13 protein-coding genes and 1 tRNA gene are annotated in these 16,756 nt (G+C 40.7%); 6 read left to right on the top strand and 8 right to left on the bottom strand.

Annotated elements, in window-relative coordinates; genetic code table 11:
- Positions 1-139: 139 nt before the first annotated feature.
- Positions 140-2,881 (bottom strand): outer membrane beta-barrel protein, encoded by a 2,742-nt coding sequence (locus AB6735_RS04690; RefSeq protein ID WP_370994687.1) that lies wholly within the window; start codon positions 2,879-2,881, stop codon positions 140-142.
- A 225-nt stretch (positions 2,882-3,106) separates the two neighbouring features.
- Positions 3,107-3,619, bottom strand: a complete 513-nt coding sequence (locus AB6735_RS04685) for a hypothetical protein (RefSeq protein WP_370994686.1) — start codon at positions 3,617-3,619, stop codon at positions 3,107-3,109.
- A 316-nt stretch (positions 3,620-3,935) separates the two neighbouring features.
- Here AB6735_RS04685 and AB6735_RS04680 point away from each other — a divergent pair, with 316 nt between their 5' ends.
- A complete protein-coding gene (locus AB6735_RS04680) occupies positions 3,936-4,328 on the top strand; it encodes a hypothetical protein (protein ID WP_370994685.1) in 393 nt (130 codons plus the stop codon).
- Positions 4,329-4,342: 14 nt separating this feature from the next.
- On the opposite strand, the gene AB6735_RS04675 is transcribed toward AB6735_RS04680, so the two are convergent.
- Entirely contained in the window at positions 4,343-5,830 is a 1,488-nt protein-coding gene (locus tag AB6735_RS04675) for a serine hydrolase (protein WP_370994684.1), read from the bottom strand.
- A gap of 653 nt (positions 5,831-6,483) precedes the next feature.
- On the opposite strand from AB6735_RS04675, the gene purL reads away from it, so the two are divergent.
- The 4 genes from purL to AB6735_RS04655 all read left to right on the top strand — a co-directional run bounded on the left by purL (position 6,484) and on the right by AB6735_RS04655 (position 10,711).
- Entirely contained in the window at positions 6,484-8,706 is a 2,223-nt protein-coding gene (gene purL, locus AB6735_RS04670) for a phosphoribosylformylglycinamidine synthase subunit PurL (protein ID WP_370994683.1), read from the top strand.
- Positions 8,706-9,095, top strand: coding sequence for a VOC family protein (locus AB6735_RS04665; RefSeq protein WP_370994682.1), 390 nt, complete (start codon positions 8,706-8,708; stop codon positions 9,093-9,095). The genes purL and AB6735_RS04665 overlap by 1 nt, the downstream gene beginning before the upstream one ends.
- A gap of 152 nt (positions 9,096-9,247) precedes the next feature.
- Positions 9,248-9,907: a tRNA1(Val) (adenine(37)-N6)-methyltransferase gene (locus tag AB6735_RS04660; protein ID WP_370994681.1), complete on the top strand. Its 660-nt coding sequence runs from the start codon at positions 9,248-9,250 to the stop codon at positions 9,905-9,907.
- A 306-nt stretch (positions 9,908-10,213) separates the two neighbouring features.
- On the top strand, positions 10,214-10,711 hold the full coding sequence (locus AB6735_RS04655; protein WP_370994680.1) for a metallophosphoesterase: 498 nt from the start codon (positions 10,214-10,216) through the stop codon (positions 10,709-10,711).
- Between the two features lie 66 nt (positions 10,712-10,777).
- On the opposite strand, the gene rnhA is transcribed toward AB6735_RS04655, so the two are convergent.
- From rnhA to AB6735_RS04640, 3 genes are all read right to left on the bottom strand, one after another.
- The gene (gene rnhA, locus AB6735_RS04650) at positions 10,778-11,242 is read right to left on the bottom strand and encodes a ribonuclease HI (RefSeq protein ID WP_370994679.1); all 465 of its coding nucleotides are present in this window, start codon (positions 11,240-11,242) and stop codon (positions 10,778-10,780) included.
- A 112-nt stretch (positions 11,243-11,354) separates the two neighbouring features.
- A complete protein-coding gene (locus tag AB6735_RS04645) occupies positions 11,355-12,107 on the bottom strand; it encodes a hypothetical protein (protein WP_370994678.1) in 753 nt (250 codons plus the stop codon).
- A gap of 101 nt (positions 12,108-12,208) precedes the next feature.
- Entirely contained in the window at positions 12,209-14,299 is a 2,091-nt protein-coding gene (locus AB6735_RS04640) for a heavy metal translocating P-type ATPase (RefSeq protein WP_370994677.1), read from the bottom strand.
- A 116-nt stretch (positions 14,300-14,415) separates the two neighbouring features.
- Between AB6735_RS04640 and AB6735_RS04635 the strand changes: the two genes are divergently transcribed.
- A tRNA-His gene (locus AB6735_RS04635) sits at positions 14,416-14,489 on the top strand.
- A gap of 139 nt (positions 14,490-14,628) precedes the next feature.
- Here the strand turns inward: AB6735_RS04635 and AB6735_RS04630 are convergent.
- Both AB6735_RS04630 and AB6735_RS04625 read right to left on the bottom strand, forming a co-directional pair.
- Positions 14,629-15,714 (bottom strand): alkene reductase, encoded by a 1,086-nt coding sequence (locus tag AB6735_RS04630; protein ID WP_370994676.1) that lies wholly within the window; start codon positions 15,712-15,714, stop codon positions 14,629-14,631.
- 78 nt (positions 15,715-15,792) lie between these two features.
- Complete coding sequence (locus tag AB6735_RS04625; RefSeq protein WP_370994675.1) at positions 15,793-16,719, bottom strand: NADP-dependent oxidoreductase; 927 nt, start codon at positions 16,717-16,719, stop codon at positions 15,793-15,795.
- Positions 16,720-16,756: the final 37 nt, after the last annotated feature.

The raw sequence follows: 16,756 nt of genomic DNA, 5'->3' as shown, positions 1-16,756 counted from the left end.
GTCATGGATGTGTTATTTTGATTGTGGTTGAGGGAGCATCTATAGCTCCCTCCGGATCTCCTGAAAGGCACCTGGAGGTTGGCACAGTGAACTTCGGGCTCCGCTACGAGGGGGACTGAGTGAACAAAAGAGTAAATACTTATTTCAAATGGCCAAACTTACTTATTTTATAGCTAAGGCCTAATATGAAAAATCGGGTTATATAATTTGTTCTATTATTAATAACACTATTGCCTATGGTAACCTGATTTATTTTATTTGCTTGATTTAGTATGTCAGTTGCCTGTATATTGATCATTAAATTTTGTTTAAAAAACGAGCGCATTACAGTTGCATTAACAACAAATGGATTGCTTGAACTAATATTGGCATATCCATAATTCAAATTTTTTGTTGCATCAATAGTTAAAGAGGTATTTTGATCAAAGGTAACTTTTTCATTAAGCGAAAATATCCATCGATGTACGTTATTGGTTAATCCTTGCCCTACGTTGTAGTGATTGAAAGCCGTCATATAGTTAACAGCCACTTCGCTGTCAAAATGTTTGAACGATGCCGCAGTTTTAATAGTTTGTGAAATAGTCCGACTGAAGCTATTGGCTTTAATATTATCGGTGTACACTATATCATTTGTAAAGTCAATGTTCCCGGTATAACTTGTGTTTAACTTTACTTCTGAAATTTTTATTGGTACTGTATAACCATAGTTTCCCTCTAACCGATAGGAACCATTAGCATTTATAAAGCTGGTTTGCTGCTTTAATGAGTTTAGAGTATCTGTAATTATTACAGTATTGTTAACTATTTTATTTTGAGTAATGGATACTGATAGCCCGGCAGTGATTAATTGATTAGACTTATCACTAAAGTGACGAAAGTTAAGTTCAGCCTGATGAGTAAATGCTGGTTTTAATCGAGGATTTCCAATGAAAATATTTTGTATATCCTTAATATTCCGAACCGGTTGTAGTTCATCAATTGCAGGAGCCTCGCTCTCGCCACTATAGTTTAAATCTAAACTCATAGCGCTGTTTGGATTGTAAGTTATATTAAGGGCTGGTGAAAAGTTATAAATGCTTTGTTGAACTTTGGTTACTGTATTGGCAGTAAATCCGGATAAGGTATTTCTTTGCAAGCTTAATCCACTAACTAAATTAATTTTTTCACCCTCAAAACGATAATTAATATCTAATTTTTGATTAGAGGTATAATTATCGTAGTGGTTACTAAGAGAATCAATCCTAATTAACCCTTGAGGTAAGTTTTCTTCCGTAATTAATGATGCGTTTTGTTTACTGCCCGAAAACTTGTAAACAAAGTCCAGGTTACTTTTGGAGTTTAATGGTTCGGTATAGGATAAAGTTACGTTTGTGCTCATAACTTTTAACCGGTTAGTAGTTAAACTATTAAATGTTGAATCTTTTTTAAAATTACCGAGTGTATCATAATATCTAATTCTTCTATTAATGGCATTGGCAGTATTATTATTACTATTTTTATATTCGATGTTGGCCATAATTACCCGCCCGGCCTTATTAAATCTTTTGCCTATCTGCACATTAATGTTCCCTGTTGGGTTTTTACTATTGCCATAATCACTTGAAATTAGGCCCTGATTAAATAAACCCGTTTGCCGTGAATCTGAAAAAGTACTGTCGGTAGAATTGTTTAAATTTAAATTTGCATTTAATTTTATCTCCGTTTTTTCGTCAGGATTATAACTGGTATTTAAACTAAAAGAATGGGTAGTGTTTTTTGCAAATGATTTGCTATTAATTTGATTTTTTATGGTGCCCAACGAATTTATTGTCTCTGAGAATGTATTGGTTTCATTACTTGTTCTGGAGTTACCGAAATTATAATTACCCCCAATTTTTAAATACTTACCTATTTGGTTACTATAACTGAGATCTGCCTTGTTATTGACACTCGATCCAACAGCACTTGTAGCGTTTTGTAAATTTACATCACCCGATATTTGTTTAACCCCTTTCCAGTAGTTGCCATTAATATCAGCCCCAATCAATTTGTTAGTTCCGGCAGTTGAAGACACATTACCAAAGATGCCATTATCCTCGTCGGGCTTGGTAACCAGGTTAAGCATTTTTTGAATGGGTTTGGTTTTGATGCCACTAAATGCTGCATCGTCACCATAATCATTGATGATTTGTATTTTAGATAAAATGCCAAGGGGTAATTTTTTTATAAATTCTTTAATATTTCCAGAGAAGAAATCTTTTCCATTTACCCGCAGTTTGGTGACTTTTTTACCCTCCGAGGTCAAATTTCTGTCTTTATCAAGAGTTAAACCCGGCAATTTTTTCAAAAGATACTCCACCAGATCATCATCATTCATATTATAAGAATCCACATCGTATTCAATGGTGTCTTTTTTAAATAGAATAGGCCTACGGGTAGCTTTAATCAAAACCTCTTTTAATTGCGTTGAGTGGATGCTTAACTTAATTGGCTTTAAATTAACACTGTCGGAATTTGTAGTTAAAGAAAATGTGTTATTAAACTCGGTAAAACCAATATGACTTATTTTTAATTGAAAATAGCTGATTTCTTTAATAAAAAAAAGAAATGCCCCATTTATATCGCTTCTGGTTTTTAAAGTATCAGAACCACTAATCAAGGCAATATTTGCATCACTTATTGGGAAGGAAGTACTGTCAACCACTGTTCCGGTAACCCTGTTTTGGTTTTGCGCAGATACCTGACTGAATGATGCTAAATTGACTATGCAAATAACGGTTACAAGTTTAAATACGGAAGAGGCTTTGCATTTATAAGCTTTCATCAATATCAACCCATCAAATATTTCGGAACCTAATAAGCGTAAATTTTGCAACAATCGGGATTGTTTAATATTTAACATTTTATTTGGCTTATAAGCGCTCAAAATATTCGAACCATATTTCAAACCTTAAATTATTTATAGTTATTATAACGAAAATAATTAGCCTTCAAGCGCTCAAAAAAATTGGCCATGTTCAAGACATCATACCTCCGAAATCAAATATTTTGATTTATAGGTGTACAAAAAAATAGATCATTATAGTTATGCCTATAATGATCTATTTCTGAGTAAGTAAGAAAATAATTATTGTCCTATACCTCTGCTGATTCTTGATACTTTTGAGTTCAAGCCATTATGATAATAGGTTTTTGACTGAACTTTCACTCCGGCGCCATTATCATACCAAACAGAAGGAGCAGCTCCGCCATTGTTGAAGGTAGGTATAGTAACCCTTGCACCAGCAGGCAAATTTGTTACAGTAATTGACATATAATCGTCGTCTTGTTGGCCATCTGGATTATCCCAGATCCAAACTGTACCATTATATGGCCCTACAACAACTGCATTGTTTATTTTGTCATTTGGATCATTTGGGTCGCATTTTTTTAAATTAAGAGATGTAGTGGCAGAAACACCATATAAAAGGATACAAGTGCCTCCTTGATTAAAAGCAATGTAACCCTGACCAGCGGAAGGCCTTACATTGACCGCCTGGCCATTTTGTGAGGTAGGCTGCATGGTTGGATTGTCTTGAGCAAACAGCGCTTTTGAGCAGGTTAAAAGCGCAAATAATAAGCAGGTTTTGAAAAGGTTCATGTGTGATATTTTTTTGTTAAATAATAAGCGAAATTATATATTGAAAGTTATAGTTTATAATCTTTTTTATAAAAAATAACTATTTTCTTCAAATGGGCTGAGGGATAGTCAATTATAATTTATTATAAATTCTTTGAAGTCCGATTTAGACAATTGTCGGGTTATCACCATAGATGTTCGGAAGGCTTTTAAAGGCGGGAGAATGTGTGATTGGGATGAGGGGGGCCGCAGCACATGAGTTTAATACCCCGCCCATTCAGGTGAAAGACGCCTGAATGGGCGGAGATTATGTGTATATTTAATGAGTCTTTTAACAATGAGAGCTCTTTACCTGATCCTGATCATATGTAGTTTAACCGTTGGTAAAGCAGCTGCCCAGGATGCAGTGGGGACTAACAGCCAGGAAAAGAAAGTTTTAAAACTCATTAACTCTTTATCCGAAATTATTTTATCAAACCGGGAGAGACCAAAGAACAGGCAGATAACCGCCTATATAGAAAGTACACCAACGCCAAAGCAGCAATATTACGCGGTATCTGTATGCGATGATTTTGCCGATCGTTTATTTGCCTATTATCGATTTAAGATATACCTGCCCGATTATACTATTTATTATGATTTTGATAGTGGAAAATTAGTGCCATATAAAAAATGGCACCAACATCCTTATGGTATTTATAGGACCCGTCCCAAGACTAAAGCCAGGTAACCGGCGGGTGGTAATTATTCTTTTTCTAATTTCTTTAAATGCTCCACAGCATTAGTGCTTTGGGGGTTAAGTTCAAGCGCTCGTTTATAGTTTTTGATGGCCAAAATCTTGTTGCCCGTATTTTCATAAGTTTCGGCCAGACTATCATAGGTATTTGAGCTTGCAGGGTAAAGGTTTACATTTAATTTAAATAGTTCCAGCGCCTTTTCTTTTTGACCCTTGTTTAGGAATTTATAGCCCAATACATTCATTTCATCCTCTGTTAATTTAAACGCAGGGTTATGTTTCTTTAAATCATCTGCCACTTTAATAGCGTTTTGAAACCCGTATTTGTTTAAAGTATCAAGTAGGGTATTTGCAGCGGCAGAAAATCCAAAGCCTTCTTTTGAACGCTGGGCCGAGGTAAAATAAAGCTCATTATAAATAGTTTCGGCCATGTCAGATATCCTGTCCTGGGCCTGGTTGTCGCTTTCATTAGTAAGTATTACAATGCCGAAGTTTCTTTCAGGGTACAGATCAATTAAACAGGAATGGCCACCCGTGCCTCCCGATTCCCATATATCCCTTTTACCATCAAAATGTGTTCTGGTAAACCAAACCAAACCAACAGCTGTACTTTCGGGCTTGCCCCAGGTGGGTTTATGGCTCATGGTGACCACCGCGTTTTTCTCTTCCAACTGATACTTCATATACACCAGCATATCTGCCAGTGATGATTTTAGTCCGGCCGCGCTTCCGGCGTCTTTCGGAATTTCGGGTATTAATACCCCTTTTTCGTTATAGCCTCTGGCGTAAAGCGCTTGTTTAGCTGTTGGTACAGTAAAAAAAGTACTTCCCATTTTTAAGGGCCCTGTTATATATTTTATGAGGAGGGCATCATAGTTTGTGCCATAAATATTTTCGAGCAAAAGCCCTAACAATTGGGCTGCTTTGTTGGAGTGTGCTGAGTTTGATCCGGGTTCTTGACTCAGCTTTACGTTATGAAGCTCCGTTAAAAACTGGTTTCGCGTAAAGGCATCATAAAATTTCTTGCCCTCAAAGAATTGCGAATCAGGACTCATGGTTTTAATTGCCGGTAATTTTTCCGGAAGATTATCCGGCAACCCCGAGGTTAAATTAGCTAAATGCACCAGCTGGATAGGTTTGCCATTATACTGCAGGTTTGGATAATTTCCTTTAAGATATTTACGGATATCATCGCTTAAACTAACCTTTTTTTCAATTACGGCTTGTGCCAGCAACAGGCTGAAAAATGTTTTGGTAACTGATCCTACTTCGTAAATAGTTTGATCGGTAGGGATATCGTTTATGTTTTTTTGCGTACTACCGAAATGGTATCGATAAACCTGGTTGTTTTTAATGATGCCAACAGAAAATCCAACGCGCGGTCCGCTTGCCATAAAAGTGCTTGCCGCATGCCGAACCGTAGAATCAATGTTTTGAGCACTTACCAAGTTATAGGTGTAAGTAAAGAGGATAAATAATAGAAGTAGTTTCTTCATGCCTTATTGCAGTAAAATGCATGCCAAAATTATAATTAATTAATAGCCAGTATAGTGTGGCAGGTGAATTAAAAAAGCGTTGTGACGAAAGCGGACACTTGTAGTTCGGTTTTGGGCATATTCAGCCTATGGTCAGTGATAACACCGCACCATTATTTAATCAGCTTTGGGAACTCCATAGCCCCATTGCAGCTCCCAAACATTTTTTGTATATTTAAGTAGGCCAGCCCGGCTTTTAGCCCTGTTTGAAAAACATAATTACCTCCCTCAAAAAGAATAACAAAAACCGACCGTTTGGTATGCAGCTATTTGAATGTCAATTATCTAATACTTTTTAAAGTTTCAAAACCCATCAAAAATTTGTTAAAAAGTGTTAAAGTCGATCGTTTTGATCAAGTTTTGAAGTGTTTTCGATCGGTTTTTCATCCAATTCCGAGCGGAAAAGTGTTAAAATTGAAGGTTTAAAAAGTTTTAGTAGCTTGAATTTTATAAGTTTGGTTTTCAGGTGATGAGAGTTAGTTAACCATTCCGGCACCCGAACCCCGAAACCGATACCCGACCCTGATAGGAGTCAAAACCTTTCGCCTTTTAGCTTTCCGCTTTCAGCCTTTTTTCCTACTTTTGCGCATCCTTTCAAATAAAACAATAGTACATTGGAGCACCAGGAATTAACCACCGTTGAAACCGCCAAAGATTTAGGCTTATTACCCGAAGAATTTGAACGTATAAAAGAAATATTGGGCCGCGTACCCAACTTTACCGAACTTTCTATTTTTTCGGTGATGTGGAGTGAGCACTGTTCCTATAAAAATTCGATCACCTGGCTAAAAACTTTGCCAAAGGATAGTCCGCGTATGCTGGCTAAGGCTGGTGAAGAAAATGCCGGTCTGGTTGACTTGGGCGATGGCATCGGCTGCGCCTTCAAGATCGAGTCGCATAACCACCCATCGGCCTTAGAGCCTTACCAGGGCGCTGCAACCGGTGTAGGTGGTATTAACCGTGATATTTTCACCATGGGTGCACGTCCTATCGCGCAACTCAATTCTTTGCGTTTCGGCGATCTGAGCCTGGATAAAACCAAATGGCTGGTAAAAGGTGTGGTAAAAGGTATCAGTCACTACGGTAATGCCTTTGGCATTCCAACTGTAGGCGGCGAGCTGTTTTTTGACGATTGTTATAATGTAAATCCACTGGTTAACGCCATGTCGGCAGGTATTGTTAAAGCGGGAGAAACTGTTTCGGCAACCTCTTACGGCGTAGGCAACCCGGTATATATAGTAGGTTCTGCAACCGGTAAAGACGGTATCCACGGCGCGGCTTTCGCATCCAAAGATATCACTGCCGATTCTGTGAACGATCTTCCTGCTGTTCAGGTAGGCGACCCTTTCCAGGAAAAACTGTTGCTGGAAGCTACCTTAGAAGTAATTAAAACCGGCGCCGTGGTAGGTATGCAGGATATGGGCGCTGCCGGTATCATCTGCTCCAACTCCGAAATGAGCGCTAAAGGCGAGCATGGTATGCGTATCCACCTGGATAAAGTGCCGACCCGCCAGGATCATATGAAACCTTACGAAATTTTGCTGTCTGAATCACAGGAGCGTATGCTGATTGTGGTTCATAAAGGTCGCGAAAAAGACGTAGAGGCAGTTTTTGACAAATGGGATCTTAACTGCGCTGTTATTGGTGAGGTGACCGATACCAAACGCCTGGAATATTTTGTGAACGGCGAATTGGTTGCCGATGTACCTGCAGATGACCTTGTTTTAGGCGGCGGCGCACCGGTTTACCAGCGCGAATACCGCGAGCCTGCTTACTTTGCCGAAAATCAAAAGTTCAACATCGATGATGTAAAAGAGCCTGAAAACCTGGTTGAAGTGGCCGAGCATCTGGCTGCACACCCTAACCTGGCTTCTAAACGTTGGGTAACCGACCAATACGATAGCATGGTAGGTGTACAAACCATGACCGCCAACCTGGCCTGCGATGCAGCTGTTGTGGCAGTTAAAGATACTGATAAAGCCATTGTATTAACAACAGATTGCAACTCGCGCTACGTATATGCTGATCCTTATAAAGGTACTGCTATAGCCGTTGCCGAAGCTGCACGTAATATTACCTGCGCCGGCGGCGAGCCAGTGGCTATCACCAACTGCTTAAATTTTGGTAACCCTTATAATCCAGAAGTTTACTGGCAGTTTGTAAGCGCTATAAAGGGTATGGGCGACGCCTGCCGCAAGTTTGAAACCCCGGTTACGGGTGGTAATGTGAGCTTTTACAACCAATCGGCAGATGGTGGTTCGGTATTCCCAACGCCTACTATCGGTATGCTGGGCGTAATGGACGATGTAGAAAACATCATGACCGCTGATTTTAAACAACCCGGCGACCTGATCTACCTGATTGGTGAATCAGTTAATGATATCGCTTCGTCACAATACCTGGCTTCATGGCACAAAATTTTAAAAGCGCCTGCTCCGCATTTTGATATCGACCAGGAATACGAGGTACAGCAAGCTATCAAAGGCCTGATCAAACACCGGGTGATCGAGTCGGCACATGATGTGGCCGATGGCGGTTTATATATCGCGCTGCTGGAGTCATCTATGCCGAATGGACTTGGTTTTGACATTGAAACAGATGACGATATCCGTAAAGATGCCTTCCTTTTTGGTGAAGCGCAAGGCAGGGTAGTGGTAACCGTAGCTCCAGAAGAGCAGGAGCGCTTTATTGAATTTATGGCTACCAGCGATGTTGAATTCAGCTTACTGGGTACCGTAAATAATGGTTTCCTGAATGTTGACGAAGTGCCATTTGGCCATGTTACCGACTTGAAAATGGTTCATAGCAACGTATTACACTCTATTTTAGGCGAATAATGCTGAAGCTGAACCGGGTACATCATATCGCTATTATTTGTTCCGATTACCAAAAGTCGAAGCATTTTTATAGCGAGATACTGGGTTTCAAAATATTATTGGAAGTATACCGCGAAGAGCGGCAATCCTATAAGCTCGATCTGGAAGTGGGCAACCAGTACCAGATCGAGCTTTTCTCTTTTCCGGAGCCACCAGTCCGGCCATCACACCCCGAAGCTGTAGGTTTACGTCATTTAGCTTTTGAGGTTGATGATATTGATGAGGCAGTTAATTCCTTGCGAGTCAATGGTGTAATTACAGAGCCTATTCGGGTAGATGAATTTACCGGTAAGCGTTTCACTTTTTTTGGCGATCCGGATGGCTTGCCGTTGGAACTTTACGAAAAGTAGGTCTTTAGTCCGAAGTTTAGAGTCGTTAGTCTGAGGTGAAGATTTTTAACTTTACTTCCAGTAGTTCAAGTCTCAGGTCTCATATCTCATATCTCATATCTGAATAAATGTTCCAGTTCAAACAATTTAGCGTTGATCAAACAGGTTGCGCCATGAAGATTAATACGGATGGTGTTTTATTGGGTGCGCTGGCCGGTACCGCCGAATATTCCACCATTTTAGATATAGGCACTGGTACCGGCGTAATTGCCCTGATGCTGGCCCAGCGTTTTACCTATGCCCGGATTGACGCTGTTGAGATTGATGAAAGCGCGGCTATAACTGCCGGGAGCAATTTTAAGAATTCGCCTTTTGCTGATCGTCTTACATTGTTTTCGGTTGGCTTTGAAGATTTTTTCGCTGGTCATCCGGATAGAAAATATGATCTGATCGTATCCAATCCGCCATTCTATATCAATTCGCTGCAATCGCCGGGCGTAAAGAAAAATTTGGCCAAACATGCTGAGGATGGTTTTTTTGAAGGGTTGATAAAAGCTGTTGCAAGCCATTTAACGGAGAACGGAACTTGTTGGCTCGTTTTACCACTGGAGACGGCTGAGTTGGTGAAAACTTTGGCTACGCAATATCAACTCCGTTTACAAAAAGTAATTAATGTGCATTCGTTTGAAAATGATGAACCACACCGGGAAATACTGGCTCTGGGTTTTGACACAAGCCAATCGGAAGAAGAGAGGTTGGTGATCTATGATGAGCCTAAAGTTTACAGCAGACCATACCAGGAAGTATTGAAAGGCTTTTTGACGATATTTTAAGCCCCCACGTCATTGCGAGAAACGACGTGGCAATCCCCGATAAGCAGAGAGTCCCTGTAAGTAGAGGATTGCCACGCTAGGCTCGCAATGACATAGGTTTATTTTCCTCCCAAAGTCGGTTAACACAAAATAAGGCTTATTTATATTTAAATCATTTATTTTCAATTATTTAAATCGATGTTAACCATAAAAAGTGTAAACCATGTAAACCCACTTTTTAAACTTTACGCAGGTTTTTTTACGCGCAATGACAGATTTCTTAACTCCTGGTTCTTGACTCTTGCCTCTTGTATCTATCTTTACAGCATGACCCGCATAGGCTTAATATCCGATACCCACAGCTACCTCGACGATGCCGTTTTTAAGCATTTTGAAAATTGCGACGAGATCTGGCATGCTGGCGATTTCGGCACCCTGGAACTGGCCGATAAGTTAGCCGCTTTTAAGCCATTAAAGGGCGTTTACGGCAATATCGACGGCAAGGATGTGCGATTGGTATACCCGGAAAATCTGCGTTTTAACTGCGAAGATGTTGATGTATGGATGACCCATATTGGAGGCTATCCGGGCAAATATAGCCCGGCGGTAAAAAAGGAAATTTACTTAAATCCGCCTAAACTGTTTATCTCAGGGCATTCGCATATCCTGAAAGTAATGCCCGATAAAACGATAGGCTGCCTGCATCTTAATCCAGGTGCGGCAGGGCAGCAGGGCTGGCATAAAGTACGCACCCTCATGCGTTTTAATATCGATGAAGATAAAATTCAAGATCTGCAGATTATAGAACTGGCGGGAAGGTTTTAATTATTGATTTAGTGAATTACTGAATAAGCCCAGTCAATTTAAAATTTAGTTTTTAAAATTTAGACATTAAACCCCCTTCGCATTCTCCACTTCAAAAACAGAATCAATCAGCAGCGGTTTCTGTTTACCGGCTGCTACAGCCAGCTCATCACAGCGTTCGTTTTCGGGGTGACCGTTGTGGCCCCGTACCCAGGTGAATTTGATCTGGTGGTGTTTGCTGATATCGAGATAACGCAGCCACAGATCCTTGTTCTTTTTACCGGCGAAGCCTTTTTGCAGCCAGCCATTTACCCAGCGTTTCTCGATGGCATCGATCACATATTTAGAGTCGGAAAAGATCATGACCTGCTGATTGGGGGTCTTCAGCGCTTCCAGCCCCTTTATTACAGCCAATAGTTCCATGCGGTTATTAGTGGTTTTGCGAAAGCCCTCGGAAAGCTCTTTATAATGCTTACCCGAACGCAGAATTACCCCGTAACCTCCCGGACCTGGATTTCCGCTTGATGCCCCGTCTGTGTAAATTTCTATCATAAGCCCCCTAACCCCCTAAAGGGGGGACAAAAGTAGCATAAGTTACATTAATTGCCGATAAGATTTTCAAAAATTCCCCCTTCAGGGAGGTAGGGGGATATATTTAATAGAACTAAATGGATTTTAATTGTGGTTTTACTTTGGCGTAGAAGTCCTTATAACTCTGATGTTGCCGGAAAGCAGAGTCGCCAGGAAAGCCACAGTTTTCCATACATATCCTCAGATAGTCAATAAAGGTTGTTTCGTTGGGCTCGTTTAAAAATAAACTGTCTATGCTCTCATTGCGAGTGATCTGCAAGGAATAAGCCGGACCTCCACTAATATTGTCTTTATGTAAGTAATCAGCTGCCAATTCTAAAGTAGGTACTTCATCTTCGTCATATTCAAGGGATTCCCTTATGTATTCTTTCCAGTCATCAGTAGTCACATAAACTACAAGATCATCGAGACTATCAATTTGTATCGGGTCTGCGCCTTCCCATAGCAAATCAGGTTGGCTTTCGTAATCCCATGCAAAGTTACATGTGCCCACAATTTTATAAAATAACTTTAACGAAAGTGGGATTTTTCCGAAATCGGCAACTGCATTTTCAAGATCTGAAATTAAATTATCAGAGTTGGGTAAAGGAGCTACTAACGGTTTGTCGGAATTATTTGTAAAAGTAGTTTTGAATACATAATTGATTTTATTCAATTCGTGATAAATTACCTGAAGATTAAAAGCTACTCTGTTAAAGGTCTCAATAAGTACTGCCTGTACATCATCAAAATGTTCAATGCCAAAGGCTTTTTTCCCTAAACCATAAATGTCATCATATACAGCAGTACTATCTTCGCCGCCTAAATAACGCTCAATAAATTTCATAATAGCCGAATATCAATATAGGGCTATATTAACGAAAAAAATGAAATGATGAGATCGTTACCGTCACATTTATCAAAAGCTCTCCCTTCGGGGGCTGGGGGTTAATCAACCTTTTTAATTTTCAACCTCAGTGAGTTCCCAATTACTATAACATCAGAAAAGGCCATAGTAAATGCGCCGATCATCGGGTTTAGAAAGCCTAAAGCAGCAAGGGGAATGGCGATGATATTGTAGGCAAATGCCCAGAACAGGTTTTGTTTAATGGTGAGCAGGGTATGCTTACTAATCTGTAAAAACTTAATAACCGAGTGCAGATCGGTATTCAACAGTACCACGCTGGCTGATTGTATGGCTACCTGGCTGGCATCGTTCATGGATACGCCTACATCGGCTTTGGTTAATGCGGGTGCATCATTTATACCGTCGCCTATCATGATAGTTTTACCCTTCTGCTTGTACCTATCAATTACGTTGAGCTTTTCGTCGGGTAGTTTTTCGGCATGTACCTCTTTAATACCAATGGCAGCCGCTACTTTTAAACAGCGGTCTTTTTTGTCGCCACTCAGCAATATAGGTTTAATGCCCATTTTTTTGAGCTGAGTTATCAGCGTGGCTGTTTCGGGTTTTATTTCATCGTCGAGGGCTATCTGGGCCAGCAACTGTTGATTTTTATACAGTGATAGATTAAAATGATCGTCCTTATTTAGTTTAGCCGTACCGAGAAAATAGTTGTTGCCTTCCACGTCTTCTGCGCGCATACCCAGGCCTTTTTCTTCCTTGGCTACTTTAAGTATCACCTTTTGCCGGGGTAGATTTTTTAGTCCGCTTACTAACGATCGGGCTATCGGATGATTTGAGCGCTCTTCAATGGCGATAATGATGCCGCGAATCAATTCGATATCGATACCTGGTTCGGTCTTGATCTCATTGATGCTGAACTTGCCAGTGGTTAAGGTGCCTGTTTTGTCGAATACTATATATTTGGTATGAGCTACGGCTTCAATGGTATCACCTCCTTTGATGAGGATGCCGTTCTTAGCCGCACGGCCCAGTCCTACCATCACAGCGGTAGGGGTAGCCAAACCCATGGCACAAGGGCACGATATCACCAGTACGGCAATAGCATTCAGCAAGGAGTGCTGTAAGCCTGCCTGGCCTACGTAAAAAGTAAGTGCAAAAGTAAGCAGAGAGATACCCAGCACTGTCGGTACAAATATAGAAGCAACCTTATCACCCAGTTTTTGAATAGGAGGCTTTGCAGCCTGGGCTTTCTTCATCAGTTCGATGATCTGCGATAGTATAGTATTGGAACCAACCTTGGTAGCCAGCATATGTACATTGCCGTTTACTAATATAGTGCCGCCTATCACTCTATCGTATTTTTTCTTTTCAACTGGTAAACTTTCGCCGGTAAGCATGGCCTCATCAACGGAGGCGCTGCCGGATAGAATCTCGCCATCAACGGGTATTTTATCGCCCTGGTTTACTAATAAGGTATCACCCGGACGTACTTCTTTGGCGCTGATCACTTCTACGCCGCCGTTAACAACACGGTTGGCGTTTACCTGCTGAAACCTGATCAGATCTTTTACTGCGGATGTAGTTTGGGTTACGGAACGTTTTTCGAACACATTGCCCAATAATACCAGGGTTATAATAGTAGCACAGGTTTCGTAAAACTGATATTTGGGACCTAAATGCTGCAGCGTACCTGTGAGGCTATATACAAATGCCGATGTTGAACCGATAAATATGAGCACATCCATATTGGGTACACCTCCTTTTACCGAACTCCAGGCACTTTTACCAAAATGCAGGCAGCCCACAATAAATACTGGCAAGCATAATAATAGTTGTACAATAGGTTGATGTAATACATGCCAGGGCAACCACATGCCGAGCAAAAGAGGTGCGGTAAACAGCGCACAAAAGATAAATTTGTTCTCTACTTTATTATAAAATGAAGGCTGATGTTGCGAAATATCGTCAATCACTCTAAAACCTAAGCTTTCTATTCCTTTTTTTATTTCGGGGAGTTTGGTTGTGTCGCTGGTTGAAAATTTTACCTCTTCGCTGGCAAAGTCGACCAGTATGTTGTGTAAGCCCCTTTTTTCAAGTAGTTTATGTACAGATAAAGCGCAATTATTACAATGCATCCCTGTCACATTCAATTCAATTAATTGCTCAGTCATAAATACAAATCTAATAATTAATTAAAATCGTTCTAAACTAAACAGGTAAGCCAAATGTAATTTTAAAAAGAGTTTGCAAATAGCCGTAAGATTTCTATTTTTGCACTCTCCAAACGGTAGATGTAGCTCAGTTGGTTAGAGCATCGGTTTGTGGTACCGAGGGTCGTGGGTTCGAGCCCCATCATTTACCCGAAAGCCTCTCATGAAAATGAGAGGCTTTTTTATGTAAACCGTAGTTTTAGCTCAGCTGATAAAAAGCAATGACAAGGTATCGTAACAATCCTTGTCATTTAATTTGCTAAGATTACCATTATTCAGGCAATGTAATTTTATTGTATTTCTGTTAAGAATGGATAATCGGTATATCCTTTTTCTCCTCCACCATACATAGTTGCTCCGTCCGGTACATTCAACTCAGCATTTAATTCAAACCGTTTAGGCAAATCTGGATTGGCCAAAAATAATAAACCGTAAGAAACCATTTTGGCGATCCCCTTTTTCAATTCGGCTTCCCCGCTTTCTTTATTGAACCCGGCATTGGCCATGATCAGGTGCTTACTTATGCTGCCAAATGTTTCGATTGCATTTTTAGGATAGCTTGGGTAATTATCCAAAGGTAAAGTTCCATTCATCAGGTGGATAAAGGCCAATGGCATATCGTTCAATGCTTCGATCAGAGGTATGAATTGTGCCACCGGATCTCTGTTTTCGATATTGTTGTAATAGATAGTTGGCGATAGTTTAATGCCGACCTTATCGTTGCCTAACGCATTAACCAGTTCCTGCATTACTTCTAACACAAAGCGGTTCCTATTTTCAATGCTGCCGCCATATTCGTCAGTTCGGAGGTTTGCACTTTCTGATAAAAATTGGTTTGGCAAATACCCAAATGCCGCATGTAGTTCAACGCCATCAAAACCGGCCTCTATAGCATTGCTTGCAGCCTGGCCGTAATCCTTTACTATTTGTTTGATCTCTTGGGTAGTTAATTCCTGGGGTGTTTCGTAATCTTTCAATCCCTGGGAGGTATAATGCTGCTGCCCTTTTATCCCAATTGCCGATGGCGCTACAGGGACATTTCCTTTTCTATCTACCGAATGCCCAACGCGGCCGGTATGCCAAAGCTGGGCATAAATCACACCTCCCTTATCATGAACCGACCTGGTTACTTTCTTCCAGGCATCAATTTGCTCCCTGCTGTATAGGCCCGGTGTATAAGGGCTACCCAGCGCCTGCTCAGAAATGTTTATGGCCTCGGTAATGATCAGCCCTGCACTTGCACGCTGTGTATAGTATAATACGGTCAGGTCGGTTACCACGCCTTCGGCGTTAGCCCTGCTACGTGTCATTGGCGCCATCGCGATGGCGTTCTTCAATGTTTCTTTTCCTAATATTATATTTTCTAATAATTTCATGATATTTTTTTTATTGTTTTTTTGGTAGTTGTAAACTGTATTGTTTGGTTTCTTTAAATGAACTGCTGATCGATTCTGTTATTGAGCGACCACAAGAACAACTTTACCGTTGGCCCCACCAGCCGACAAAAAGTCTTGAGCTTGCGCGGCTTCCTCTAATGGGAAAGTTTTTGCAACAATGGGGCGTAGTTTTCCTTCATTGACCAAAGCCAAGCCAGTGGTCAAACTATCCGCTGATATATTGGAACGGATAAATCGTGCATCAACTTTATGTTTTTCTGCGAATTCTGTAGACGGTGAGGCTGCTATGCTGAATAATTTACCTCCGGGCTTTACTACTTCAAAAAGCTTATTTTGAGATTCACCGCCGGCGCAATCCGCCACCAGGTCAACATCTTTAACCAGCGCCGTAACACCCTGCAGTTTATAATCTATTACTTCATCTGCACCGAGGCTTTTTACCAGGGCTATTCCTTGGCCGGATGCTGTACCTATAACATAGGCTCCAGCACTTTTTGCCATTTGTACCATGGTGGCCCCTGTTGCGCCGGCCGCTCCCTGAATTAAAACTTTCTGGCCTCTCTCTAATTTCCCTTCATTGAATAATACAGACTGGGCAGTTCCGATATTGACAACCAATGAGGTTGCTTCTTCGAATGAGGTATTGACGGGTTTTATGGCAACATGGCTCTCATTTACCAACACGTACTCTGCATACCCGCCTGCCGAAGTTACACCGATCACCTCATCGCCCGCTTTAAATTGGGTTACCTTTTCTCCGGTGGCAACAACAATCCCCGATACATCTGCACCTGGTATAAAAGGCAGACTGACAGGACGGATCTGTTGCATAATGCCGCTGCGTAATTTGATATCCAAAGGATTTACGCTGGCTGCCTTAACTTGAATTAAAATCTGGTTTTCATTGCTGATTTCAGGCTGAAGGGTTTCTGTCACCTCTATCACATCGGAATTACCAAACGCCTTATATTGTATTGCTTTCATTATTTTTTATTTTGTCATATTTAATTATATGACAAAT

Source organism: Mucilaginibacter sp. RCC_168, assembly GCF_041355315.1.
GTDB lineage: Bacteria > Bacteroidota > Bacteroidia > Sphingobacteriales > Sphingobacteriaceae > Mucilaginibacter.
This window is presented reverse-complemented; position numbering and strand designations above follow the sequence as displayed.